This window comes from Halobacteriovorax sp. RT-1-1 (assembly GCF_047085455.1).
In the GTDB taxonomy this organism is placed as follows: Bacteria; Bdellovibrionota; Bacteriovoracia; order Bacteriovoracales; family Bacteriovoracaceae; genus Halobacteriovorax_A.
Window position 1 is genome coordinate 1,069,165 of the sequence record NZ_JBKIXZ010000002.1, and the last position, 25,519, is coordinate 1,094,683.

Annotated in this window: 23 protein-coding genes; 13 read left to right on the forward strand and 10 right to left on the reverse strand. The window is 36.2% G+C overall.

Annotated features, from left to right (window positions below):
• Window positions 1-24: 24 nt before the first annotated feature.
• The 5 genes from ACMAWV_RS15495 to ACMAWV_RS15515 are packed head-to-tail and all read right to left on the reverse strand — an operon-like array spanning window position 25 to window position 5,147.
• The gene (locus tag ACMAWV_RS15495) at window positions 25-1,245 is read right to left on the reverse strand and encodes an aminotransferase class V-fold PLP-dependent enzyme (RefSeq protein WP_103219033.1); all 1,221 of its coding nucleotides are present in this window, start codon (window positions 1,243-1,245) and stop codon (window positions 25-27) included.
• Window positions 1,229-2,485 carry a Fe-S cluster assembly protein SufD gene (gene sufD / locus ACMAWV_RS15500; RefSeq protein WP_412470052.1) on the reverse strand — a complete coding sequence of 419 codons (1,257 nt, stop codon included), beginning with the start codon at window positions 2,483-2,485 and terminating at the stop codon, window positions 1,229-1,231. The genes ACMAWV_RS15495 and sufD overlap by 17 nt, the downstream gene beginning before the upstream one ends.
• A gap of 15 nt (window positions 2,486-2,500) precedes the next feature.
• Window positions 2,501-3,259, reverse strand: coding sequence for a Fe-S cluster assembly ATPase SufC (gene sufC, locus ACMAWV_RS15505; RefSeq protein WP_412470051.1), 759 nt, complete (start codon window positions 3,257-3,259; stop codon window positions 2,501-2,503).
• A 27-nt stretch (window positions 3,260-3,286) separates the two neighbouring features.
• Window positions 3,287-4,720: a Fe-S cluster assembly protein SufB gene (sufB, locus tag ACMAWV_RS15510; protein WP_103219030.1), complete on the reverse strand. Its 1,434-nt coding sequence runs from the start codon at window positions 4,718-4,720 to the stop codon at window positions 3,287-3,289.
• Complete coding sequence (locus tag ACMAWV_RS15515) at window positions 4,713-5,147, reverse strand: RrF2 family transcriptional regulator (RefSeq protein WP_103219029.1); 435 nt, start codon at window positions 5,145-5,147, stop codon at window positions 4,713-4,715. The genes sufB and ACMAWV_RS15515 overlap by 8 nt, the downstream gene beginning before the upstream one ends.
• A 208-nt stretch (window positions 5,148-5,355) precedes the next feature.
• On the opposite strand from ACMAWV_RS15515, the gene ACMAWV_RS15520 reads away from it, so the two are divergent.
• Entirely contained in the window at window positions 5,356-6,204 is an 849-nt protein-coding gene (locus ACMAWV_RS15520) for a rhomboid family intramembrane serine protease (RefSeq protein ID WP_392992302.1), read from the forward strand.
• On the opposite strand, the gene ACMAWV_RS15525 is transcribed toward ACMAWV_RS15520, so the two are convergent.
• Window positions 6,158-7,423 (reverse strand): pseudouridine synthase, encoded by a 1,266-nt coding sequence (locus ACMAWV_RS15525; protein WP_412470050.1) that lies wholly within the window; start codon window positions 7,421-7,423, stop codon window positions 6,158-6,160. The genes ACMAWV_RS15520 and ACMAWV_RS15525 overlap by 47 nt on opposite strands.
• 24 nt (window positions 7,424-7,447) lie before the next feature.
• Between ACMAWV_RS15525 and ACMAWV_RS15530 the strand changes: the two genes are divergently transcribed.
• Window positions 7,448-8,050, forward strand: a complete 603-nt coding sequence (locus ACMAWV_RS15530) for a DUF938 domain-containing protein (protein WP_158246940.1) — start codon at window positions 7,448-7,450, stop codon at window positions 8,048-8,050.
• Between the two features lie 5 nt (window positions 8,051-8,055).
• Here ACMAWV_RS15530 and argS read toward each other — a convergent pair whose 3' ends face one another.
• On the reverse strand, window positions 8,056-9,822 hold the full coding sequence (gene argS, locus ACMAWV_RS15535; protein ID WP_103219025.1) for an arginine--tRNA ligase: 1,767 nt from the start codon (window positions 9,820-9,822) through the stop codon (window positions 8,056-8,058).
• Window positions 9,823-9,947: 125 nt separating this feature from the next.
• On the opposite strand from argS, the gene ACMAWV_RS15540 reads away from it, so the two are divergent.
• Window positions 9,948-10,319, forward strand: a complete 372-nt coding sequence (locus tag ACMAWV_RS15540) for a hypothetical protein (protein ID WP_412471068.1) — start codon at window positions 9,948-9,950, stop codon at window positions 10,317-10,319.
• Here the strand turns inward: ACMAWV_RS15540 and ACMAWV_RS15545 are convergent.
• Window positions 10,316-10,753 (reverse strand): GNAT family N-acetyltransferase, encoded by a 438-nt coding sequence (locus ACMAWV_RS15545; protein WP_392992295.1) that lies wholly within the window; start codon window positions 10,751-10,753, stop codon window positions 10,316-10,318. The genes ACMAWV_RS15540 and ACMAWV_RS15545 overlap by 4 nt on opposite strands.
• Before the next feature lie 150 nt (window positions 10,754-10,903).
• On the opposite strand from ACMAWV_RS15545, the gene ACMAWV_RS15550 reads away from it, so the two are divergent.
• Genes ACMAWV_RS15550 through ACMAWV_RS15560 form a run of 3 tightly spaced genes read left to right on the forward strand, consistent with a single transcriptional unit; the run spans window position 10,904 to window position 14,007 of the window.
• Window positions 10,904-12,769 (forward strand): hypothetical protein, encoded by a 1,866-nt coding sequence (locus tag ACMAWV_RS15550; protein WP_412470048.1) that lies wholly within the window; start codon window positions 10,904-10,906, stop codon window positions 12,767-12,769.
• On the forward strand, window positions 12,762-13,592 hold the full coding sequence (locus ACMAWV_RS15555; RefSeq protein ID WP_103219021.1) for a mechanosensitive ion channel family protein: 831 nt from the start codon (window positions 12,762-12,764) through the stop codon (window positions 13,590-13,592). Before ACMAWV_RS15550 ends, ACMAWV_RS15555 begins: the two co-directional genes overlap by 8 nt.
• A gap of 34 nt (window positions 13,593-13,626) precedes the next feature.
• Entirely contained in the window at window positions 13,627-14,007 is a 381-nt protein-coding gene (locus ACMAWV_RS15560; RefSeq protein ID WP_103219020.1) for an MAPEG family protein, read from the forward strand.
• On the opposite strand, the gene ACMAWV_RS15565 is transcribed toward ACMAWV_RS15560, so the two are convergent.
• Both ACMAWV_RS15565 and ACMAWV_RS15570 read right to left on the reverse strand, forming a co-directional pair.
• The gene (locus tag ACMAWV_RS15565; RefSeq protein ID WP_392992288.1) at window positions 13,991-14,929 is read right to left on the reverse strand and encodes a CoA transferase; all 939 of its coding nucleotides are present in this window, start codon (window positions 14,927-14,929) and stop codon (window positions 13,991-13,993) included. The two genes, ACMAWV_RS15560 and ACMAWV_RS15565, sit on opposite strands and share 17 nt — an antisense overlap.
• Window positions 14,922-16,988, reverse strand: a complete 2,067-nt coding sequence (locus tag ACMAWV_RS15570; protein ID WP_412470047.1) for a thioredoxin domain-containing protein — start codon at window positions 16,986-16,988, stop codon at window positions 14,922-14,924. The genes ACMAWV_RS15565 and ACMAWV_RS15570 overlap by 8 nt, the downstream gene beginning before the upstream one ends.
• Before the next feature lie 171 nt (window positions 16,989-17,159).
• On the opposite strand from ACMAWV_RS15570, the gene ACMAWV_RS15575 reads away from it, so the two are divergent.
• The 7 genes from ACMAWV_RS15575 (at window position 17,160) to pheT (ending at window position 25,077) form a co-directional block, all read left to right on the forward strand.
• Window positions 17,160-18,089, forward strand: a complete 930-nt coding sequence (locus tag ACMAWV_RS15575) for a lytic transglycosylase domain-containing protein (protein ID WP_158246939.1) — start codon at window positions 17,160-17,162, stop codon at window positions 18,087-18,089.
• Window positions 18,090-18,174: 85 nt separating this feature from the next.
• Window positions 18,175-18,864: a (d)CMP kinase gene (cmk, locus tag ACMAWV_RS15580; protein WP_103219016.1), complete on the forward strand. Its 690-nt coding sequence runs from the start codon at window positions 18,175-18,177 to the stop codon at window positions 18,862-18,864.
• Window positions 18,861-19,928, forward strand: a complete 1,068-nt coding sequence (locus tag ACMAWV_RS15585; protein ID WP_103219015.1) for a glycosyltransferase family 9 protein — start codon at window positions 18,861-18,863, stop codon at window positions 19,926-19,928. The genes cmk and ACMAWV_RS15585 overlap by 4 nt, the downstream gene beginning before the upstream one ends.
• A 10-nt stretch (window positions 19,929-19,938) precedes the next feature.
• Window positions 19,939-20,961, forward strand: a complete 1,023-nt coding sequence (locus tag ACMAWV_RS15590; protein ID WP_392992286.1) for a bifunctional heptose 7-phosphate kinase/heptose 1-phosphate adenyltransferase — start codon at window positions 19,939-19,941, stop codon at window positions 20,959-20,961.
• Between the two features lies 1 nt (window position 20,962).
• Entirely contained in the window at window positions 20,963-21,478 is a 516-nt protein-coding gene (locus ACMAWV_RS15595) for a DUF4416 family protein (protein ID WP_412470046.1), read from the forward strand.
• A 90-nt stretch (window positions 21,479-21,568) separates the two neighbouring features.
• Window positions 21,569-22,630 (forward strand): phenylalanine--tRNA ligase subunit alpha, encoded by a 1,062-nt coding sequence (pheS, locus tag ACMAWV_RS15600; protein WP_103219012.1) that lies wholly within the window; start codon window positions 21,569-21,571, stop codon window positions 22,628-22,630.
• Window positions 22,631-22,650: 20 nt separating this feature from the next.
• Complete coding sequence (gene pheT / locus ACMAWV_RS15605) at window positions 22,651-25,077, forward strand: phenylalanine--tRNA ligase subunit beta (RefSeq protein ID WP_412470045.1); 2,427 nt, start codon at window positions 22,651-22,653, stop codon at window positions 25,075-25,077.
• The last annotated feature ends 442 nt before the right edge of the window (window positions 25,078-25,519 follow it).

The following is a 25,519-nucleotide window of genomic DNA, read 5'->3' on the forward strand; positions in this document are numbered from 1 at the left end:
CTTTACCTTTGTTACCTTAACTTCTTATAGGAAGTTGATGGCCTTATGTAGTGCTTTTATAAAATTATCAATTTCTTCTTTTGTATTATACAACGAGAACGAGGCCCTTGCAGTAGCACCGATTCCGAACCTTTTCATTAATGGTTGCGTACAGTGGTGACCAGTTCTAATTGCAACACCTTGGCGATCTAAAAGTGTTCCTAGATCGTGTGGGTGAGCGCCTTCAACGACAAATGATAGAACAGAGGCCTTCTCTTTTGCTGTCCCAATTAAGCGAACCTTTTCAACCTCAAGAATTTGTTTTGTTGCATAATCAAGAAGCTCTTTTTCATAACTCTTAATAACATCGAGGTCACAATTAACGATGAAATCAACTGCTGGTTTAAGCCCGATACCACCAGCAATATGAGGTGTACCAGCTTCAAATTTATGTGGAAGATCGTTATAAGTTGTTTTCTCAATTGTCACAACATCGATCATATCACCACCACCTTGGTAAGGTGGCATAGATTCAAGAAGTTTCTCTTTACCATATAGTGCGCCAATTCCAGTTGGTCCAAACATCTTGTGAGATGAGAAGGCGAGGAAGTCGCAATTTAAGTCTTGAACGTCAATCTTTTCATGCGCAATCGACTGTGCAGCATCAACGCAAAAGTAGGCACCATTATCATGTGCAAGCTTAATGTATTTTTTGATATTGTTAACTGTTCCAAGGCTATTTGAAATATGGGCCATTGAAACTAGTTTTACATTACCTTCAGAAAGAAGCTTCACATAAGCTTCTTCGTTGATGTCTCCTTCATCAGTAATTGGAATCTCTCTAACTTTAGCCCCAATCTTTTCTGCTTGGATCTGCCAAGGTACAATATTTGAATGGTGCTCCATAGTTGAGATTAGAATGACATCATCTTTTTTCAAGTAGTAAGGAATAAAAGAGTTCGCAACTAAGTTTAAGCTATCAGTTGTTCCTTTAGTAAAAATAATTTCAACTCTTGAATTAGCATTGATCAGTGATTGAATCGCATCACGTGTTTCTTCATACTTAATAGTTCCAAACTCACTTAGGTAGTGAACTCCTCTGTGAATATTGGCAACATTATGTGAGTAATGCTCATTAACAGTATTGATTACATTAATATGTTTAAGAGTAGATGCAGCATTATCTAAGTAGATAAGTGGCTTATCATGTACTTTTCTTTCTAGTTGTGGAAATTGTGCTCTAATAGCATTAATTTCGAAGGCCATTAAGATTCCTTTTCCATTTCATCAAATGTGTTTTTTCAAATGATTCAAATAGAATTTCACTTAAGAAGTTTTCAATTTTCTCATCTTCAATTTTTGTAATTGCATCTGAACAGAATGCGTGGATAAGTAGTTTTTGCACGCGCTCTTTTGATAAACCACGAGACTGTAGATAGAAAGCTTCTTCATCACTCATTTGTCCTACTGTTGCACCGTGGGCACACTTAACATCGTCAGCATAAACTTCTAGTTGTGGACGAGTATCAACGTGAGCACCCTTAGATAAAAGTAGGTTCTTATTTAATTGCTCAGAATTTACAAGTTGAGCGTCTCGACAAACAAGAACTTTCCCAGTGAAAACTCCACGGGCCTTGTTATCAAGAACTCCTTTGAAAAGCTGAGAACTATCTGTTCTTTCTTTGATATGCGAAATTAGTGAGAAGTTGTCTGTATGTTGATCACCTCTAAGAGCGTATAGTCCATCAACACTTGCAGTTGCACCTGTCCCATTAAGACGCACTCTCATTTCGTTACGTGATTTCTTTGCACCAGTTGTAAAAGTAAATGATTTGAAGTGAGCATCTTTTGCAATGTCAGCATTAACACTACTTACGTGAAATGCATTTGCACCATCTGTTTGTACTTTTACGTGGCTTACATTTGCTCCATCTGCAATTTTGAAATTTGAGACAGCGTTTATATTATATGCCTTGTCACTTCCCGTGAAAATCTCTACAAAACTAACCTTTGAAAATTGCTCAACGTTAACGTGAATACGAGGAAGAGCAAATTCTCCATCAAAGTCTGAAATATGAACAATTGAGATAATATCATCAACACTTACATTTTTTGGTACATTGATTTCAATAATATTTTCGACAGCAGAAGCATTAAGCATGGCAAAGATATCTGTTTGGTCACAATTGGCCTCATTTGCTACGAGTGCCTTGTGCTCAACGGTGATTTCTTCTGGAAAGAATGAGTCTGCTTTAGAGTACTGACCATTTAAAAGAACAACTTGATACTTTCCTGCAACCTTAACATTTTTAAGCATCGCTTTCTCAGTTGTAACTGTAAACTTTTCAGGTAATACATCTGTAAGTTTCGTATAAATCCAGTCTTCCATCTTTGTGTGTGGAAGTCCACGGGCCTTAAAATTATTCAAGGCTTCCTTATTTGAATCTGATTTAGCATAAGTTGCTAGATCATTTAAGTATTGGTCTGTTAATTCTTGGATATTCATTATTAATCCTAGTCCTTATTTTGTTAACCAGTCGTAACCTTTCTCTTCAAGCTCAAGAGCTAGCTCTTTTCCACCTGACTTAATAATTTTACCGCCACTTAGTACGTGAACATAATCAGGAACGATATAGTCTAGAAGTCTTTGGTAGTGTGTTACTAGAACGATACCATTGTACTTAGACTTGATCGCATTAACACCTTTTGCAACGATCTTAAGAGCGTCGATATCAAGACCTGAGTCTGTTTCATCAAGTAGTGCAATCTTTGGGTTAAGAACGGCCATTTGAAGGATTTCATTTTTCTTCTTTTCACCACCAGAAAAACCTGTGTTAACTGGACGGTCTAAGAATTCTTCTCTCATCTCTAGTAGTTCTAATTTTGGTCTTAGGAATTCTCTGAATTCATCTTTCTTCATTTCTGCAGCACCTTGAGATTTAGATACTTCATTAAATGACTCAAGAAGGAAGTCAATATTTGATACACCTGGAACTTCAATAGGGTATTGGAAGCCTAGAAAGATTCCATTCTTTGCTCTTTCATCTGGCTCAAGTTCTAGTAGGTCTGTTTGCTTTCCATTGATATTGTAATCAATAGATCCACTTGTTACTTCAAATGAAGGGTGACCAGCGATAACTTTAGAAAGAGTACTCTTTCCTGAACCGTTTGGTCCCATAATTGCGTGAACTTCACCTGGTTTAACTTCAATAGAAATCCCTTTAAGAATTTCTTTTTCTTCTACTCTTGCGTGAACATCTTTAACTGTAAGTAAGCTCATTTTTTTCCCTTTATATAAATCTAAATTTTATCCAATTGAATTTTCTAATTTCATCTCAATTAACTTAACGGCTTCAACAGAGAACTCTAGTGGAAGTTCTTTAAATACTTCACTACAGAAACCATTTACGATCATTGAGATACATTTTTCCATATCCATCCCACGTTGCTGTAGGTAGAAAAGCTGATCTTCAGAAATCTTTGAAGTTGAGGCCTCGTGCTCTACAGTTGCCGTATTATTTTTCACGTCAATATATGGGAATGTGTTTGCTGAACACTTTGAACCAACAAGCATTGAGTCACATTGAGAATAGTTCTTTGCGCCAATTGCCGAAGGCATAACTTTTACAAGCCCTCGATAGTTATTTTCAGATTCCTCTGCTGAGATACCTTTTGAAATAATTGTCGACTTTGTGTTCTTACCGATGTGAACCATTTTTGTTCCAGTATCGGCCTGCATTTTATTATTTGTTAGTGCAACAGAGTAGAAAGCTCCTTGAGAGTTTTCACCAATTAAGTTACATGACGGGTACTTCCAAGTGATTGCAGAACCTGCTTCAACTTGAGTCCAAGAAATTTTTGAATTCTTTCCAAGGCAGTTCCCACGCTTTGTTACGAAGTTATAAATACCACCTTTTCCTTTTTCATCACCGGCATACCAGTTTTGAACAGTTGAGTACTTAATTTCTGCATCATCAAGAGCAATAAGTTCAACGATGGCCGCGTGAAGTTGGTTTTCATCTCTTTGTGGAGCTGTACAACCTTCAAGGTAATTTACGTAGCTTCCCTTATCTGCAACAACAAGTGTTCTCTCAAACTGTCCTGTCTCTTTTGCATTGATTCTAAAGTAAGTTGAAAGATCCATCGGGCAAGTTACACCCTCTGGGATGTAAACAAATGATCCATCCGAGAATACTGCTGCGTTTAGTGCTGCATAGAAGTTATCTGCTGGTGGCACAACTGTACCAAGATATTTTTTTACTAGCTCAGGATGCTCTTGTACTGCTTCCGAGATAGAGCAGAAAATAACACCAACTGCTTCAAGCTCTTCTTTATATGTTGTCCCAACTGAAACTGAGTCAAATACTGCATCAACTGCAACACCTGAAATTCTTTTCTGTTCAGATAATGGAATTCCTAACTTCTCAAAAGTCGCTAAAAGTTCTGGGTCTAAATCATCAAGACTCTTTGGCGCACTTTCTGTTGATTTTGGTGCTGCATAGTAATACAGATCTTCAAAATCAATTTCTGGAATCTCAAGTTTTGCCCAATTTGGCATTGGCATTTGCTTCCAAAGACGGAACGCCTTTAGACGATATTCAAGTAACCATTCAGGCTCATTCTTTTTTGCTGAAATCATTCTTACGATGTCTTCATTTAAACCTTTAGGAAACTCTTGAGTTTCAATGTCTGTAAAGAAGCCGTACTTATATTCTGACTTTGTTAATTGTGTATCACTCATGTGTGAATCCTGCCTTATTCATTAATAACTCTTCAAGCGACAAGTTAATCAGCTGGTGATTAACGTGAGAGTTAAGCTTTTCTATTGGTGAAATTAATTCGCAATTTAAGTATTTAGTACATTTACCTTTAAGGGCATCACAGTCTGAATTTGAAATCTTTCCTTCGATTGAATTACTGACTTCAAAAAGATTAATTTCAGACAGGGGACGGCTTAGGAAGTAGCCACCTTTAATTCCCTTAATTGATGAGAGGACGCCGTATCCATTTAGCTTTTGCATAACTTTTGATACGGGGTCAAAAGGCATTTTGTAGATGTCACATATTTCTCTGGCCGAAGTTAAGTTTTCAGCACAAGTGTGTCCGTGCTCTTGCATATGCTTTAGAGCTTTTAGGGCATATTCTGTTTTTTTACTAACCTTAAACATGCGTTTCACACCTATATTGTGACGAGTTAAATACCTTAGGTATCGCCTTTTATTAATAATTTACGTTATGCCATTTAAATAACGTAAAATAAGTCAAAAAACAACTTATTTAAGTCCATCTTATCAAATATATAGGTGGAATCACACCTCTAATCCATAATATTTATGTAAGATCGACTTTTATCAAGCTTTGTAGGAAAATGATTTCATGAGTGAACATGATACTGAAATTAACTTAAAACGACTTAAATATATTGGCTCTTTACGTGATGAGTCGATAACATCTCTGATTGAAGCACAACTTCTGCGTGAGGGGATTCATATCACAAAAGAATACGAGAACGATTTCTATCACTTATTTGTTGTGGATATTAATCAATTGCAACAGGCCCGTGACGTTTATCGTGTCTACATTGGTGGGGCAAAGCCGTCTAAAGTCGACGAGAATTGGCAGTACGTTCAGTCTTTAAGTATGGGGCCTGCGACAATTATTATATTGGCCTTATGTGTAATTGTTTTTATTTTTGGTTGGATCTTTAAAAATGAAAACCTTTACTATCTCTTTCTCTTTTCAACTTCAAAGGTTGATGCTTTTGCAGATATCAATCGTGGAGAATATTGGCGTCTACTTTCTCCGGCCTTTATTCATTTTGGCTATATCCACATCTTCTTTAATATGCTTTGGTGGAAAGAGCTTGGTAAGCTTATCGAAGTAACTAAGGGAAGTGTCTTTCTTGTCTTACTATTACTATTTACCGCAATTACTTCAAATATTTTACAAGCAATAATGTCGCCGGGGATGTTCGGCGGGCTCTCTGGTGTAGTTTACGGCCTATTGGGATTTTTATGGCCTTACTCAAGACTGAATCCAAATTTCAAGTTTAAGCTTCCAACTTCAGATATTGTACTTATGGTAGGGTGGCTTTTCTTAGGCTTCTTTGATGTCTTTAATTTTAAGATGGCCAACTGGGCCCATGGTGGTGGACTGGTAAGTGGTGCAATTTTAGGTGTTATTTTTGCTTTGATGGATCGAAATAAGAGAATTCCCCAACCTTAAGTTTTCCAAGCTTTACGTCACCAATAGCAACTCGAATAAGTCTAAGCGTAGGAAAGTCTACGGCCGCACACATTCTGCGAATTTGTCGGTTACGTCCCTCTGAGATGCGTACTTCAATCCAAGATGTTGGAATCGACTTTCTTACTCGCACTGGAGGTACTCGCTCTTCAATTTTAAAATCCGCAAGTTTTTTTACTTTGGCAGGCTTTGTCTTGTAATTTCCTTTAATAACAACACCACGTTTAAGCTTTTCAATTGCCTCTGTCGTAATATCGCCATCGACTTGAACAAGATAGGTTTTTTCAACCTTGCTATCAGCATTTGCCATTTGGTTCTTATACTTTCCATCATTTGTTAGAATAAGTAGACCTTCACTATCTTTATCAAGTCGTCCGACAGGATAGACTTCCTTAGGTAGTTTATAATCGATAAGGCTTAACTGATCTCGATGATCTTTTCCAAATTGGCAAAGAACATCGTAGGGCTTATTGAAGATGATATACTGGTTGTCTCCATTACTAGAAAGCTCTTTAAAATTCTCAAGTGAAAATGGAGCTTCTACTTTTAAGTTAATTTCTTCATTTGAAAATTTATCAAAAAATCGAAGCTTATAGGCACATAGTCTTTGTCCACTTTGGTCTTTTGAATTTGAATAAATTGGATCACCATAAATCGGATGGCCCATATGTTTTGCATGAGCGCGAATTTGGTGCTTTCGACCTGTTAGAATTGTAAATTCTAAAAGTGAATACTGCTTATTTGTATCGATTACCTTGTAGTCAGTAATGGCCTTCTTTCCACCTGAATTTACCACGGCCATCTTTTCAATATGTCCGACACGATTAGCTTTTAAGAAGTTCTCAATTCTTCCTTCTTGCTCAGAAAGTTCTCCGCTACATATTGCTAGGTAGCTCTTCGTTATCTTATTTGGATCGTGTGAACTAAAGAGTTCTTGTAGATACTTATTCGCTTCTTTATTCTTTGCAAATAAAAGAATTCCCGACGTTTCCACATCAAGTCTGTGGGCCAAAACGAGATACTGGTCTTTTCCATCTGCTCGATTCTTCAAAAAACTTGCTAATGCATCTGTACAATTGTCTCTAAAACGATCGAGAGTTTTATGCACAGGCCAGCCGGCCTTTTTAAATAAGGCAATATAATTACCATCCTCGAAGATGATATCATTGGCCGATAGACGAATTTTAATTCTTTTTTTCACTGAAAGTATTGTATCATGTTTAACATGAACGATTTACCAAATTCTGAAGCATGTGAAAGAAATAAAGGCCCCATTCTAGAGGTGATTAAACCTTATCTAGAGAGTTGTGAAAGTGGAGAATTCCTAGAAATTGGCTCTCTAACTTGTCAGCATAGCGCTCACTTTGCAAAGAGCTTTTCTCAAATTGATTTTATTACATCAGAAATTAGAGAAAACCAGAATGTCCTTAAAAAGTGCCTAGAGCATTACAGTAAGAACTTAAAGAATCTCAAAGGTCCTCTGACTTATGAAGCCGGTTTTAATAAACTTGAAGCAGGTAAGAAATTCTATTACACAGCAAATACTTTACATATTATGCCTTGGAAGGCCGCAAAGACCTTTATTAAGGATTTGGCCCAAGCAATGGATGAGAATAGTACTTTGTTTATTTACGGCCCATTTAAGTACCATGGAAATTTCACTAGTCCTTCAAATGAACAATTTGATACTTACTTAAAAGAGAGAGATTCTCAGAGTGGAATTAGAAATTTTGAAGATGTTTGCAATAACTTCTTAAAGAAAGGTGTCTTCCTAAAAGAAGATATTGCAATGCCAGCTAATAATCAGTTACTAGTTTTTACGAAGTAATAAGATTACATTCTCTCTGGTACTTGGATTCCTAGGATACCAAGGCCCGTTTTAATAATTTCACTTGTTGCATACGCCAGCTCAAGTCTTGCTTTTTTAAGAGACTCTTCGCTCGAAGCAATTGGGCAAGCTGCGTAGAAGCTATTAAATAACTTTCCAAGCTCAAATAGGTAAGTCGTAAGTAAACTTGTCTTATTCTGCTCATGTGCTTTTGTAGCAACATCATTAAATAGTGAAAGTTTTTGTAAAAGTTCAAATTCCTTCGTTTCAACAATTGAAGATGCATTTGAAAGTTCAAGCGCTTGTGCCTTTTCGAATCCTTGCTTTGATAGAAGTGAGTTAATTCGAGCATAAACGTATTGAAGATATGGGCCAGTATCACCATCAAGCTTTAACCACTCATTCATATCAAAAACGATTTTACGATTGTTATCAATTTTGATCATTCCGTACTTGATCGCACCGTTTGCAATCTTAGTCGCTGTTTCATCAATCTCTGATTGGCTCCATTCTCCAGCATACTTATTTAAGTAATCTTCTTTGATCTTAGCTTCCATATTGTTTATTAGATCAGTAAGGGCAACAATATTTCCTTTACGAGAACTCATGGCACCATCTGTTAGCTCCACCATTTCATATGGAAGGTGATAGCAGTCTTTTGCCTGTTCAAATCCTATATGCTCAAGAACTTTAAATACTTGTTTGAAGTGAAAGGCTTGGCGAGAGTCAACGATGTAGATATTATTTTTTACACCGTATTCTTCAAATTTCTTAATTGCAAGGGCCACGTCTTTTGTTGAATAAAGTCCTGTTCCATCAGACTTGATTAGAATACAAAAACCTAGCTTATCTTCACTTAGATCCATTCCAATAGCACCATCATCTTTTACGAATAGACCTTTCTCATAGTATTCGTTACAGATCTTTAGTGATGGAGCGTCCATTTCAGATTCAAAGAACCAGCGATCAAACTCAACATCTGCCCAAGCATATGTCTTCTTCATTAGATCAATCGACCACTGACGAGTCTCTTTCCAAAGATCGAAGAATTCACCTTCTTCAGCATGAAGTTGTTTTAGGATTTCTGTAAGCTTTGCGCGGTTATCGTCTTCTTTATCTGAGCCAAGCTCGTCTTCTAGCTTTGTATTTGCTAGAGTGTAAATACGGCCAAGCCATTCTCCCTTATTCGTTTCAGGAATTGTGTCTTGATTATGATATTTTAAGTACCATAGACATTTTGCAACGTGAGTTCCAGAGTCTCCAGGATAAGTCACTGGATGAACATCAACGCTACAATACTGTTTAATTCTAACAAGAGCATTTCCAAGACATAGATTTCTCATATGACCAACGTGAAGCTCTTTGTGAGTATTTGGCTGCGAGTACTCAATCATTGTTTTACCTTCGCCTTTAGTTAGCTCTTTTTTGAAGAACTCACCTGAGCGAATTTCACTGACTAGATTTGCAAAGTATGCATCAGCTGTAAGTGTAAAGTTTAGGTATGGGCCTTGTGCTTTAAGGTCTTTTATAATCGAAGCGTTTGCTTCAAGATCAATTTGTTCTAAGATTGCAGCAGCGATTTGTGGTGGCCCTTGCTTAAGAGCTTTGGCGAAACGAAATACTGGAAAAGCGTAGTGGGCCATCTCAATATTTGGCGCCTGTCCAATTGAGGCATAAATATCTGCTCTTTCAAACTGTGCATCTGGGTAAGCAGTCGAGAATGCATTTTCAAGGATATCAGTAAGCTTTGTTAAAATTGTATTCGTTTCCATTAATTAATCACCGTAATTTGCTGCGCTGCAGTTTAGTATAAGTATGTTATCATCATATTATAATAAATAATTTACTAATTGTTTAGGAAAAGTAATTTCATATGTTCATTTCTACTAGACTTCTAATGATTATATTTAGCTCAGTGTTAATCGTAGTAGCGCCAATTGGAGACACTATTGCCGACGATGGTATGACTCCAATTGAAGAATTTCAAAAAAAGCAGCTAAAAGAGCGAAAAGAAGCAGAAGACTTTCGTAAATACAATACGGAGTCCAGTATTGGTGATGGACTTTTTAAAGGTTCAAATCTTATCTATCTTTGTGGTAAGGATCGTAGGCACTACGCCTGTGTGAATGATCTTTCCATGCAAAATTGTGAGCGTCGTAAAGATATGAAATGTATGTTTATACAAAAGACTAAAGGCCAAAGGGAATGCTTCAAGATTCAGTCTGAGCTTATGCTTAAGTCGCGTATTGATTCTTATTGTAAAAATTAATTAATCTCACGATACATTAGGATATGTCGTCCGATTCCCTCAATTTCAAATTCGTCTTCAAAGCTTTCAAAACCTAGCTTTTCGTAGAAAGCTCTTGCTTCGATACGAGCATTGCACCAAATAAGGTTACAAAAGTTTTGCTTAATAATTGGGAAGGCGACATTAAGTAGCTCTCTTGAAAATCCTTGTTTTCGATAACTTTCAAGTGTTGCCATACCTTGTAATTGATATTGATTATCAATATTAAACTTTGGGTTTGGATTAAAATAAAAAGATGCCACAGATACGAGATTATTTTCGACGAAAGCACCTAAGTGAAAAGTATCGGACTCGTCATCAGCAACAAATTTATAACTAGATTCATTGCCATCTATACCTAGAACTGAGCGTCGAATTTTATATGTATCTTTCAAATGGATTCTTTTTACAATCATAGAGGGAATTTATACCAAATAAATGAAATTTTGTCACAATAAAGAAATATAAGCTTATTAATTGAGTATTAAACTTTAGAATTTAGTTTTTTTTACTATTGTGACAACAATAATTATGGGAAATAGTTACGTTATCTTTATAATAGATATATGAAGTTTAGTATAATAAAAATCCAAAAGGCCGTGGCCGATTTCTTCCATTTTCTAAATCAAGAGTTTTCTAAGCTTATTGCTCATATTGATGAGTTCATATTAGCGTGGCCAATGCGCTCTTTTTTTATCTTTCTAGCGATAATAATAATCGCTCGAGTTATGTTCTTTTTAGCAAGAACATATCTGTTAAAGAGAAGTGAGAATCAGATACAGGCCAGAAAGTTTGTCTTTCGTTTCTTTGACTTTAATCTTTACTATCTATTCGCCTTTAGTGCTCTTGATGTTTTTAATCTTTATCTTTTGAAGTTTCAACGAGAGGACTTTCAACTTTTTTTACACGTCTTCAGAAATATACTTGTTCTCTACGTACTCTATATTAATATCGGTTACTTTCACAGTTTCTTACGTTTTAATTTTCAAGTTTATTTTAAGAGAGTAAATAAGGATTTTGTTAAGGACAGCAAGAAACTTCGCTATATTATTACAATAACAACTTTCTTCTATATTCTCTTATATAATTTATTTTCCGGCTTTCTTGGTCACAATATTATCACGATTCTATTCTTTGTTATTTATACAGCGATCCTACTTCGCTATGAGAACTATGCGCAATTGATTCTACCTAAAATTGTACCGCCTTCAATGTTACTCACTCAAAAGCATATTTCTAATCTTGTCATTAGATATATCTTGCCAGTTTTCTTATACATCTACACACTTCTATATTCATTTTACTTAATGTTCTTCTTGGCAAATAACGACAAGGAGTGGTCAAAGAACTTACTTTCAGGCATTTTAGAACAGCATCTAGAAAGTCTAAGAGATGAGGTCTTCACAGAGTATGAAGTACCTGGCACCTATCTTGATATATTTAAAAGAGAAAGTGATACTGAAATTGTCAGAAAGCCAGATCCTGCTGTGATGGCCTATGAGCGTATTGATAGTTGGCTTAATGGAACAAGTAGTTCATATCATTTGGCATTTTCTGGAGAGTCGGGAAGTGGAAAGAATCATGTCTTGGATAAAATCTTAAAACGATATTCTTCAGTAACATCTTTCAAATTGGATATTAATGAAAAAATTGTTGAAGAATCTGTTCTTTTAAAAAGACTTGAAAACTTTGTTGGTAATGGTGATGAAGAAGAAAAAAAGTTCGTTATCATTAAAAATGCACATAATCTCTTTTTATCGAAATTTAATGGTTTTAAGGCATTTGACGCCTTTTTTAAAGTCATTAATAGTTCTTCTAAAAATGTCTTTTGGTTTACTGTGTGGAATAGTAATTCACTAAATTTAATTAAGCATATTTATAATAAGTATGAATTGTCTTCAGATACCATCCATATAAGGCCATGGAGTAAAGAAGAGCTTATGCAATTGATTTTAAAAAGACATGAACCAACAGGTCTTGAGATCAGATTTAACGAAGAGCTTTTTGAAATTATGTCGCACTTTGGAGCAGAAAGATCAATTGAAAATGCTCAGGATATTTACTTTAGAATCTTAGCAAAACAAACTGGTGGAAATCCACAGGCAGCAGTTAACACGTGGCTTAAGTCTATTTCTCACGTAAATGACAAAACAATTGAGCTGCACCTCCCACAACGTCGTCCAATTCATGAAGTTGAAATCTTGACTGATGAATCACTATTTGTTTTTTCAAGCATCCTATCTCATGAGCACCTTAGCTTTTCTGAGATTGTGGCGACAACAGACCTTAGTGAAAAAGTTGTTACCTATGCTCTCAAAACAGGCTTTGGGAAGGGAATCCTAAGTAAGGATGGGGATTACTTTCACATTAGAAAAGATTGGTTAGTGGACATCAAAACAATCTTACGCAAGAGGAATTTTATCTATGAATGAAACAGTAACTGATACAATTGCTAAAACGCAAAAAATGGCCAGTATTTTTGATTCTGTTAATCCTGAAATGATTCTAAGTCTTGTCATGGGTTTTCTAACTCTTTTCATTATTGTAAGAATCGTCTCTTGGTCCCTACAGTATTTAGCAATTAAGATTCCGTTTTATCGCTTATCAATACTTCAATTAAATACAATCATCACTCACATGATTTATATCTTTGGTACTTTTTGGTTACTTTACGTAACCCTAAACCCAAGCCAAGAAATGATTTATGCATTTATTGGGTCAGGTGCAGTGGCTATTGGCTTTTCACTCAAAGACCTTATTTCTTCTATTATTGCCGGTATTATTTTAATTTTTGATAAGCCATTTCAGGTAGGGGATCGAATCCAATTTCGCGATAACTATGGTGATATCATCCAAATCGGACTACGTTCTGTACGTATTCAAACTCTTGATGATTCGACAGTAACAATTCCCAATAATTTATTTCTTAGTGAAAATGTCGCTTCAGCTAATTCGGGACAACGAGATATGCTGGTTTGTAGCTATTTTTATTTTAAAAATAATTGCGATATTTCACGTATGATATCACTACTGGAAGAAGTTACATCAACTTCTCGTTACGCTTATTTAAAGAAGCCTTTAAAAGTTATAGTGTCGACGGAAAAATTTGAGCACGGTATTGGAGTGAAGGCCACGGTTAAGGCCTACGTGCTTGAAACAGTTTATGAGAAGGCTTTTGTTACAGATATTACAAAGAGATTTTATGAGGCATTAAGAGAAGAGGAGCTTGCCGATCAACTGCTTTCTGAGTCATAATTTAGACTAATTCTGCCAAAGATAAGGAGTTGATATGGAAATGGAAATCTTTTTTCGCTATTGTGGTGTTCTAGGATTGCTTTATGTCGGTGTTACACTAAATGTAATACGTAATCGCTGGAAACATCGTGTAGGTCTAGGACATGGAAAGGTGTCTGATATGAACAAGGCCATCAGAATTCATGGAAACTTCTCGGAGTATATTCCTTTTATTCTTTTATTAACTTATTTTGCTATCGAAAAACAGATGATCTCTATGACAGGAATTCATGTACTTCTTTCAGCACTTATTATCTCAAGAGTATCTCACTTTATTGGACTTACAAAAAGTGCTGGTACTTCATTTTATCGTTTTTTCGGTACCAGCGTTATTCTTATTGCTTTAATCGGTATCAGTATTATTTTATTACGTTAATACAAATATCAAGATCGCCTAGGGTGTTGCGAACATCCTGGGCAGTCATTGAATAGAAGAGATCTTTTAGTCTCTTATGGATTTCTCCACTTGTTTCAAATCTTTCATCATCTGTTGAATCAAACTTAAATGCTTCTTTAAAAGATTGCCAAAATTTTTCTTCAACACATGCCATGACGACAAATTCACGGTCACTTGTTTGATAGATATTGTAACAAGGGTAAAGTCCGTTGTGTAAGAACTTATGATCAGTTTCTCGAATTGATTTTGGCCAGAAAGCATCAAAAACTTCTTGAGTTGATTCATATAGATAAGACTCAATGATTTGAACATCTTTAGTCTCTTGTGCCTTAAACATTGCTCCTAGTAGATCAAAGGCCATTTTCTGACCAAAATTAATACCTGCTAGTGGCAAGAATGGAGGGGCCACATCTTCAATTGAATTGATATTTCTTAGGTGTAGACTTAGAAGTCCCGTCATTGCTAGAGCATTTAAATCGTGCATATGATTCATATGCTCTTTTGATGCCTTTGGGATAACAATTCCATAAGAGTTCTTAACAGTATTTTCGATTGTTTTAATCGAAATTCCAAGCTTATCTTGAATCTTGCCAGGAATTCCCATAATAATTCCATCTGCTTCAAATACTAACTTTTGAATCTCTTTAATATCTTCTTCACTTTTAAAATCGAAGCGTTTGACTGTTTTACACTCATTTAATTCTTCGTACCATTTTGGAAATGAGTTATCCATTTCAGCGAATAGTCCATATATGAATGGGTCTTTAAACTTTGAATCTTCAATTTTAATGACATTTGCACCAAGGCCCGCAAGAAGTTTTCCTGCTAAAGGCCCTGGTAGTCGATGTGAAAAATCTATAATTGTTTTTCCGGCAAGTGGCTTTCCTTGAGTGTTACTCATTAGCTTCGCCCTGTACGTGATTTGGTTTTAAAGTCTCAATGAAATTATCTAAACCTTCTCCAGTCATTTCGCATTCATTTGCACCACAGATTTCCCATCTTTGTCCCTTGTCTTCTTGGAAGTCAAAAACAAACCTTGGAAGGAAGTAGCAAATAAAGCCAGCGAACTCTTGGTTTTGAAGCCATTCTTTTGGACACTTGATCACTTTGTAAGCATTTGCTGGATAGCTGAGTGCTCTTAGACCTTCACCAGATCCCGCAGGATTTTTTAGAACATCTTGAGTCGTGTTTTCCATTAGAGGCTTGATTTCTTCAAGCATATCAATGTCACCAAATAAAACACTTGCACGTCTTACTAATTTAATAAGAGTTGAAACAGGTGACTTGAATGACTGGTCAAAGCTTGTGTAGTTTTGATTTGGATAAAGTTCCGCATCGTTGTCTCTTAGAGCACGTGTTTTAAGACGGCCGTCCACTAAGAATTCTTTTAAGATAAAGCCTAACGTGTCTTTTAGGTTTGCTTTAAAGACAGGGTTTCCACTTAGCTCGTATATTCTAAGTTGTGCTTCTGCAAAAAGAACATAGTCTTCAAGAAGAGATGCACCAACTGGACGAGTTGTTGTGTGACGAAGACGCATTCCATTTGGAGTCGTCTCTAGAAACTTCTTATATGTTCCTTCGACAACACGGTTAAATAACATACTAGCTGCATTTCTAATTGCTGGAACCTGAGTGTATTGCATAACATCTGATAGGGCAGTGATCATGTGGAAATTCCAACTTGCAATCCCTTTATTATCAGTCATTGGTGGAATACGAAGCTTTCTTTCATTAAGAAGTGCTTTTTTAGCATTTCTAATGAGCTCCCAAGACTCAGTTGTGAAAATATCTTTCGCCTTATCATGATTAATCGTAAGAACATTAAGCCCAGAATCAAAATTACCTTTTTGTGTAACTCCAAACCATTCTTTTAGCTTGTCTAGATTCTTTGTTAATGACTCATCTTCAGTATCAAAGCGCCCTAGAGCATCTTCAAACTCTTGCTCAGTATATGTGAAGTATAGACCTTCAACACCTTCACTATCTGCATCTTGAGCAGAGAAGAAAAAGTTTTCTTCTTCATTAAGCATTTCTGTTTTTAGGTATTCAAGTGTATTAAAAATTCCATCAAATACTAAAGGTGATGGGTAGAGCATACTTGTCTTTGCAAGAAGCTTTAGGAGACCAGCTTGATCATAAAGCATTTTCTCAAAGTGTGGCACAGTCCACTTATTATCTGTACTGTAACGGTGTAGTCCACCACGTACTTGATCGTAAACACCACCCATTAACATTCTTTCAATTGACTTAATAATGTGTTCACCATGTTCTTTTTTTACAACACCTTCAAGCATTTGTTCGATGGCCCACTCATAGAAAGCTAATTGTGGAAACTTAGGTGCTTCACCAAAGCCACCGTTTTCCTGATCTTTGAATTTGTCTAGAACATCAAGAACTGAGTTTGGATGTGGAAAGTGTCCCTGGAAGTCAACATTTTCTGGTGAGATAAAGCCTTTCTCAATTGCATCAAATGCTTTGTTCGCATTTTCAGTAACGGTAGCATTATCTTCTTTATATGCTCTCACTAGTTCAGTTAAAACTTCCATAAATGGAGTTGCTTTAGCTTTGGCCTCTTTTGGAAAATACGTTCCAACAAAAAATGGCCTTAGGTTTGGAAGTAGGAAGGCACTAAGAGGCCAGCCTCCACCATTAGTGAATAATTGGCAGGCTTGCTGATAGTAATTATCAATATCTGGGTGCTCCTCTCTATCAACTTTGATATTGATAAAGTTTTCATTGAGATACTTTGCAGTTTCTTCATCACAAAATGATTCTTCGGCCATTACGTGACACCAGTGACAAGAGCTGTATCCAATTGATAGAAAGATCGGTTTATTTTCTTCAGTTGCACGTGCAAGAGCCTCCGGACCCCATGGGAACCAGTGAACTGGATTGTCTTTGTGTTGTTTTAGGTATGTTGATGATTCATCTTTTAATCGGTTAAATCCAATATCTGTCATTCTTACTCCTCAAATTTATATATCTATTATGCGTGAAATATTTAAAAATTAAAGGATAACCTCCCAAAATCCTGTAATTAAATGAATGTTTTTGAAATTATTTCTTGCGCTTCGCATTATAATTTTATTTTAACTAGACGAGTAGGTTCAATAGCGGTAAAAGACCTTCATATGAAAGCACCGAGTGAGCGATATAGCTCGCATCTTGAACATTTTAGTACTTTTTGTACGAATACAAAATCATGGTTCACGCTAGGACTTTGTGCCTTTGCAGTCGTGCTTTCTTTCGACTTTTTATGGACACCGACAAGCACAAACTTCCGCGATCTTGGGATCCTTTCATCAATTAATTCAAAAAATCAAAATTTCACTCCTTATAATAGTTATAACTTTAAAGAAACGAATCCATTCTTTAAAAGCTTGCATCTAGGCTTTCTTTCATCAATTGATAAAAAGACGCTTGAGGATACTTTGATTGCTCATATGGAGCATCCAATAAACGTAAGAGCAGAGAAGTATATTTCTTCACTTCTACATTTTGCTGAACAAAGACAACTTGATCCATTATGGGTTATCTCTATTGCTTGGACTGAAAGTCATTTCAATCCAACTGCACAAAGTTATGTGAAGGCCCAAGGCCTAATGCAGATCATGCCTAAAACAGGGGTTTTTCTGCATAAGCTTTTAAAGAGATCCCTCAATCAAGAAGATATTATTGAGATTCTTCGTGTTCCTCACGTAAATATGGAATTAGGTGTCTATTATCTTAGTCGTCTTTATAAGAGATTTGGTCTTTATCGCTATGCGACGGTTGCCTATAATATGGGGCCAGGCTTTGTGAGGCAGCGTCTGCGTTTTAATCGTCCAGTTGGAACAAAGAATGTTTATTATGACAAGGTGAAGAAGAATTATAAAAAACTTCTGGCCGCTGTTGAGACTTTAAATAAACGTTCACGTTCACTTGGCGTTGAGTCAATTCTTCATAAGAATAACCACCAATTCGATCTTGATTACTACCTAGGGATGGATCTTGTTCCTAGTTCTGATGAAAAAATTGCTAAGAAAGAAATTTCTAAATCACGCTTAGCGAAAAACTCGTAATTCATTGAGTCATCTTTTCAACTTCAAATAGCTATTAAAAATTGCTATATTCGTTCCTTATAAATTACATGAATAAGGAAGTTGTATGACATATTCATCAGTTATTGCAATTGATGGCCCAAGTGGGAGCGGAAAATCAACAGTAGCTAAGTTGTTGGCCAAGGAGTTAGGTATTCTATATATCGACACTGGAGCTATGTTTCGCGCTTTAGCCTTTGCTGCAAATGAGAAGGGAGTCGATCTTCATAATCATGGTGCGGTAGAATCATTCTTAAAAGATATTAAACTTGAATACGGACAAGCTGATGCACTTGTAAAAGTGGATGGTGTTGATTTATCTCAAAAAATTAGAGAGCACCATGTTTCAAAACTTGCTTCAATCATTTCTCAAATTCCTGTTGTAAGGACAATGCTTTTAGATTTTCAACGCTATATTGCAGATGAAAAAGTATGTGTTATGGAAGGGCGTGATATTGGATCTGTTGTTTTTCCAAATGCATTCATTAAGTTCTTTGTTACTGCTTCAATCGATATTCGTGCTCAAAGAAGATTTGACCAATTAATTGAGAAAGGTCAGCACGATATTGATCTTGAACAACTAAAGCGTGATGTGAAAAAGCGTGATGATAAAGACATGGGTAGAGAAGTTGCTCCACTTGTAAAAGCGGATGATGCTACTCTTGTTGATACTAGTGAGATGGCCATTGATAAGGTTATTTCGACTCTAAAAGAAAACGTACAAATTCGCGCTAAAGAGGTTGGTATAGCGTTGTGAAATATTTAATCAGTCGCACAGATGCCATTGGTCAAAATATCTTAACGATGCCAATGGCCCAGGCCATAAAAGAAATGGATCCGAATGCGACTGTTGCTATAATCACATCTCCAACTTCTGTCATTCTCTATAAAGACCACCCTTATATCGACAAAGTTTACGTTCTTGATAAGAAGAGGTCATACCCATTTAAAGTAAAAAAAGCACTTCAGGTTTTTAATGAGTTTAAGCCAGATGTCTATCTCTATGCAGGTGGATCACAAACACCAAACTTTGTGGCCTGGCTAAAGAAAGTTCCTTTCCGTGGCGGACACCTTGCCAAGTGGCAGGCCAATTTCACTTTAAATCGTGGAGTTCGACAAATTCGCTCTGAAGTGGAAGGGCATGAAACTTTCTATAATATAGAGCTACTTCGTGATCTTGATAATTTTACTAATATAGAACATCGAGAATTCATCCCTGAGTTCAACTTTACTGTTAATGAGAATGATTTTAATTCATTTAAAGAGTTAATTAAGGGAGAAGGTCTTGATCCAGAAAAAGAAATGGTCTTTGTTCATCCTGGAGTTTCTAATGATAATTTGTCATGGCCGGCCAAGAATATTGCTACTTTCATAAAGCGTATAAATGGTATTTATCCTAATCGTTTTAATTTTATCATTTCTCATATTCCTTCAGATCTACGCTACGTAAATCCTGTTAGGGAAGAGCTTAGAGATTATGATGATCAGAATATCTATTACTTTAATGGCAAAAGACGTGGCATTGTTAACTTTCTAAATATTCTAAAACACGCTACACTTTTTATAGGACCTAACTCTGGGGCCACACATATGGCCGCTGTTCTTGGTGTTGATTTAGTTGGAATTTTTTCACCTATTAAAAGCCAATCGTCACTTAGGTGGAAACCTAAAGGGGATGCGCAGATCAAGACGGTCACTCCAAACGTAGTTTGTGGGGAGTCTGACAAGTGTGCCGGAATGGATTGTCCATACTATGACTGTATGGCAAAGATCGAAGAAGACAGAGTAATTGAAATTGCAAAATCAATTTTAAATAAATAACGGAAATATTATGACAAAATTAATTTCATCTGAACGCTTTAATGCAATCATTACAAATCTTAACACGATTAAACCAATTCTCGTTGTGGGAGACGTGGGAATCGATAAATACACATCTGGTGTCGTCAATCGTATCTCACCTGAAGCACCTGTTCCACTTCTTGAAGTTCAAAAAGAATGGCAAAAACTAGGGCTTTCAGCAAACGTTTCGGAGAATTTAAAAACTCTTGGTGTTAACTCAACTTTATGTGGGGTTATGGGTGATGATGCTAATGCAAATGTTTTAGAAGATCTTCTTGAAGAAGCGGGGCTTTCTACTTGGGGAGTTGTTCGTTGTGATGAAAGACCAACTGTTTTCAAGGAAAGAATTGTAACAGATCATCAACAAATTTGTCGTATTGATTATGAGTCAAAGAAGCCTATTAATGCAGATGTTGAAAAAAGGTTAGTAAGTCGTATTAACGAACTCAAAGAAAATCATGGTGCTTTAATACTTGAAGATTATTCTAAAGGAGTGCTTACTGAATCTTTAATTTCACGTTTAGTTAGTGAGTTTAAAGAGTCAAAGAGCTTAATTGCTGTTGACCCTAGTCGCACAACTCCGCCGCTATATTATAAGGGTGTCTCACTTCTTAAACCAAACCATCTTGAAGCAAAGCTTATGGCAAATCTACTAGGATATGCAGGGGAGCTTCAGGTTGAAGATATTGCTGAAATTTTAGTTGATAAACTGGAGTTAGAAAAAATTATTATTACTCTTGGTGCTCGTGGAATGGCCATGCTGGACACTCTTGGTGATGGTAAATTGCACATGATCCCAACTGTTGCCAACGAAGTCTATGATGTTTCTGGAGCAGGGGATACAACAATTTCTCTTCTTGTTGCCTGTCTTGAAGCAGGAGCAAGTCTTGAGGAAGCCGCTTGGATTGCTAACTGTGGAGCGGGTGTGGTTGTCGGAAAAGTTGGTACAGCTACAGTTAATCTTGAAGAGTTAAGCAATTACTACAATGTTTTAAAAGAGAAAATGAAGTAGAGTGAGCGATTTAAAACCGGCTACTCGTGCCTTCGCTTTCTTCAGTGTTCTTTATCAAGAGGACAAGATTGGTCCAAGTGAAATCATTAATTTACTTGGGCCACAGTACTCTGATCCAATACTATTCACACACGATTTTTTTCCAATGAAAGACTATTACAGCAAAGAAATGGGGCAGAATCTCAAAAGATGCTTTTTCTTCTATCCTGAGCTTATTGAGAGAACTAAATTAGTTGAACTCAAAAAATATTGTGATGCACTTGAAAAGCAATATCTCTTGGATAGCGCTAGGACTTTTAATATTGATCCAGGGCTCATCTGCTTGGATCAGGTCCTACTTTCGAGTGGCAAGCCTTACTCTCATCGTATCTATTTAGGAGAAGGAGTTTTTGCTGAATTGACCTATCAATTTCAAGGTAAAACTTACCAAAGTCTTTCTTGGACATACCCCGACTATCAGCACCAAGAGATCATTTCAAAGTTCAATTGGTTTCGCTCATTTTTATTGGTACTTTAAACACCCCACGTCTTGCTTTTTCGCACACCGCATGAAAAACTCCCAAGGTTATTATTGAACGTATAAAAATCGTCGAAAATAGGTGGGATTATGATTGATAAGCTAAATGAAGCTTATGGGAAGTTTCAAACAGAACTTGAAACACTAAGTGCACAGCCAGATGTACTTTCACTTAAGTCTAGTTACTTAGGGAAGAAGGGCGCTGTATCTGAAATTTTAAAGTCGCTTAAGGATGCTACTCCTGAGCAGAGAAAAGAAATTGGGCCAGTTGCCAATGAGATTAAGCAAAATATTGAAGGGCTTGTTGCAAAGAAGCTATCTGAGATTGAGCTTGCTGAAATTAATGAAAAGCTAAGTAAGAATAAAATCGATATTACTTTTACTGACGCAGTTAAGTCTAAGAATAATAATCACGGCGGACTTCACCCAAGAACTCTTGTTCAACAAGAAGTTGAAGATATTTTCTTATCAATGGGATTTGAGGTTTTAGATGGCCCACATGTTGAAACAGAGTTTTATAATTTTGAGGCCCTAAATATTCCTGGTGATCACCCAGCTCGTGATATGCAAGATACTTTCTGGTTTAGAGATGAGAAATCTCCGGAAGGCAATAAACATCTTTTACGTACACACACTTCAACTATTCAAGTACGTGGGATGATGTCTCGTAAGCCACCATTCCGCTTCATTGCTCCTGGAACAGTATTTCGTTGTGAAAGAACTGATGCTTCTCACGAGATGGTATTTCAACAATTAGAAGGGATGATGGTTGGAAAAGATATTTCTGTATCAAACCTAATTTACTTCATGAAAGAAATTCTAACTGAGATCTTTAAGAAAGATGTCGAAGTAAGGCTTCGTCCTGGTTACTTCCCATTCGTTGAGCCAGGTTTTGAACTAGATATCAAATGCCAAGTTTGTAGCGGAAAAGGGTGTTCTGTTTGTAAACAAGTTGGTTGGGTAGAGCTTCTTCCATGTGGGATGGTTCATCCAAATGTTCTTAGAGCAGGTGGAATTGATCCTGAAGAATATAATGGTTTTGCATTTGGGCTTGGTTTAGATCGTCTTGTTATGATGAAGTACGGAATCGATGATATCCGCCACCTTCAATCAGGTGATCTACGTTTTAACTCACAATTTAAAGAATATTAGAAAAGTTTTAAGGATAATATATGTTAATTAGTATCGATTGGATTAAAGACTTCGTAAAAGTTCCAGACTTAGATGCAAATGAAATTGGATCAAAATTTACTCTAGCAACTGCTGAAGTAGAAGACGTTCTTTCTGTTGGTGATCACCTCGAAGCAATCACTGTTGTTGAAGTTCTAGAAAAAGAAAAGCACCCTGAAGCTGATAAGTTAAATCTTGTTACTTTCACAAACGGAAAGGATAAGTTTCAAGTTGTTTGTGGTGCTGCAAACGTTAGAATCGGAATGCGCACAGCTTATGCTCCACTTGGAATCACTCTACCAAATGGCCTAACACTTGAGCCTAAAAAAATTCGTGGTGTTCTCTCTGAAGGAATGCTTTGTTCTGAAGAAGAGCTTGGTTTCGCTGAAGATTCTGCCGGAATTATTGAGCTCGATAAAATGTTTGATAACCCAGAGCTTGGCACAAATATGCTAACTCTTTTCAATCAAACAAAAGATATCTTATTAGACGTTGATAATAAGTCTCTTACTCATAGACCAGATCTTTGGGGTCACTATGGAATTGCTCGCGAGTTTGCGACAATTTTTGATAATGAATTACAAAAACCATTCTCTGTCGATTGGGCAGCTAATTTAAAAGCAAAGTTTTCAACTGATGCAGCTCCTATCAAAATTAAAGTAGAAGAAGGCACAAGTTGTCTTGGTTACTTTGGCCTTAGCGTAGACAATGTTAAAGTAGGAGAGTCTCCTGCGTGGATGAAAAGACGACTGCAAGCAGTAGGTCTTCGTCCAATTAATAATATCGTTGATATTTCAAATTACGTAATGCTTGAACTTGGTATTCCTCTGCATATCTTTGATCGCGAAAAGATCAAAGGTGACACTGTTGTGATTAGTGCTCTTAAGTCAGATTCAGAGTTCACAACTCTTGATGAAGAAAACAGAAAATTAGTTGCAGGCGATACTGTAATTGGTGACTCTGAAAAGCCTCTTGTTCTTGCGGGGATTATGGGTGGTTTAAATAGTGGTGTTGATGAAAACACAACGAAAATTTTCATTGAAGTTGCAAACTGGAAGGCCGCAGAAGTTAGAAAAACTTCAACTCGCCTAGGTTTAAGAACTGACTCTTCTTCTCGATATGAAAAAACTCTTGATTCTCTAATGCTTGAGAGAACTCTATTAAGAACTCTTGAGTATGTATTAAAAGAGAACCCTGAAGCCAAAGTCGTAGGTGATATGCAATACGATGGGCCAAATCTTTTAGAGATTAAGCCAGTTTCGATTCCATCAAGTGCTGCTAAAATTAATAAGGCCCTTGGTAAAGAAGTTTCTTTTGATGAAATGAAGAGAATCTTCAATAGTCTTGATTTTAATATTGAGGGAACAGCTGAAAGTTTTGTTGCTCATATTCCAAGTTATCGTGCAACTAAAGATATTGAAACAGGATCTTGTCTTGTTGAAGAAATTGGACGTGTTATTGGTTTCGATAATATTGCTCCTGTTTCACCAAAGCTTGATATTGCTCCAGTTAAGTTAAGTCCTGCTCAGAAGCTACACCGCCGTATGAAAAACTTTATGGTGAATCATGCTAATGCATTTGAAGTAATGACATACCCTATGATTGGGCCATCTCTTCTTAAGAAGTCTCTATACGAACACAAGGGTGGATTAGAGTTAATTAACGCTCTTTCAAAAGATGCGTCTCTTATGCGCGAATCATTAGCACCTTCTTTTCTTGAGGCCGCTTCTCAAAACGCAAAGAATTCATCTGCATTTAAATTCTTTGAACTAGGTCGTACATATCACGCAAATGATAAAGACTTTGTAAAAGAGGAGAGTGTATTTGGTGCGCTTTACTTTGATAAAGAAGCAACTCCATTCATGGATCTCTTAAACGATACTACTCGCTTACTTGATTGTTGTAATGTTAACTATCAGTTAAATGAACGTAATCCTAAGTTTAAGAGTAATGCTATTGATGAAGAGTGGGCAGGTATTCATCCATTTGAATTTTATAACTTTAGAATTCAAGGAAAGATGGATGGTGTAATCTTCTCTGTTCATCCTCTAGTACTTAAGCAATTTAAGATTAAAGGCAATGTTTCAATTGCACTTATTAATATGAGCGCGTTTGAATCACGTGAGCAGAAAGACAAAACTAAGTATCAACCATTAGCGAAGTTTCCTGGTTCAACATTCGATTGTACTGTAGAAGTAGATACTAGCGTTGCAGTAGGTGCTATTTTAAATAGTCTTTCAAAACTTAAGATTAAAGAACTTGTTTCTACTTCTATTGCAGATATCTTTGTTCAAGATAATAAGAAGTCTGTAACAGTAAGAAGTGAATTCTTAGATCCTAATACTACTTTATCTGGAGAGTTCATTACTGAAGCTTCTAATAAAGTAATAGAGACGTTAGAAAAAAACGGATTTCCTCTAAAAAAATAGGTTAAATTTTTTACATAGTAACCGATGATAGAAGGCCACTCAGAGAGTGGCCTTTTTTATTTTTATTAACTTTCGATATTTCAGGTATTTACGTTTTTAGTAGAAGTTTAACCTACTGCTAAAATTAAGTATGATTAATAATCTATAAGTATTTAATATTGTTATTAAAATTTATGAAAAAAAAGTTAATAAAAAGTAAAAAAAGTATTGACGAAGTTATTCGGGTTTCATAATATGCCCCTCGTTCCAAACAACAAACGAAACAAAAACAACGTTGCAAATAACGACATTGAATTTTTTTCTTTAATTGTTAAAAAAGACTTTACATGTTGAACATGAACATATAGTCTCGGACAGCTCTTTAGACATTCAAATAAAGTAATAAAGATTTGCTACTTAGGTGGCAAACAAGATGAGAAGAAATCCAAAATAAGTTTTAAAC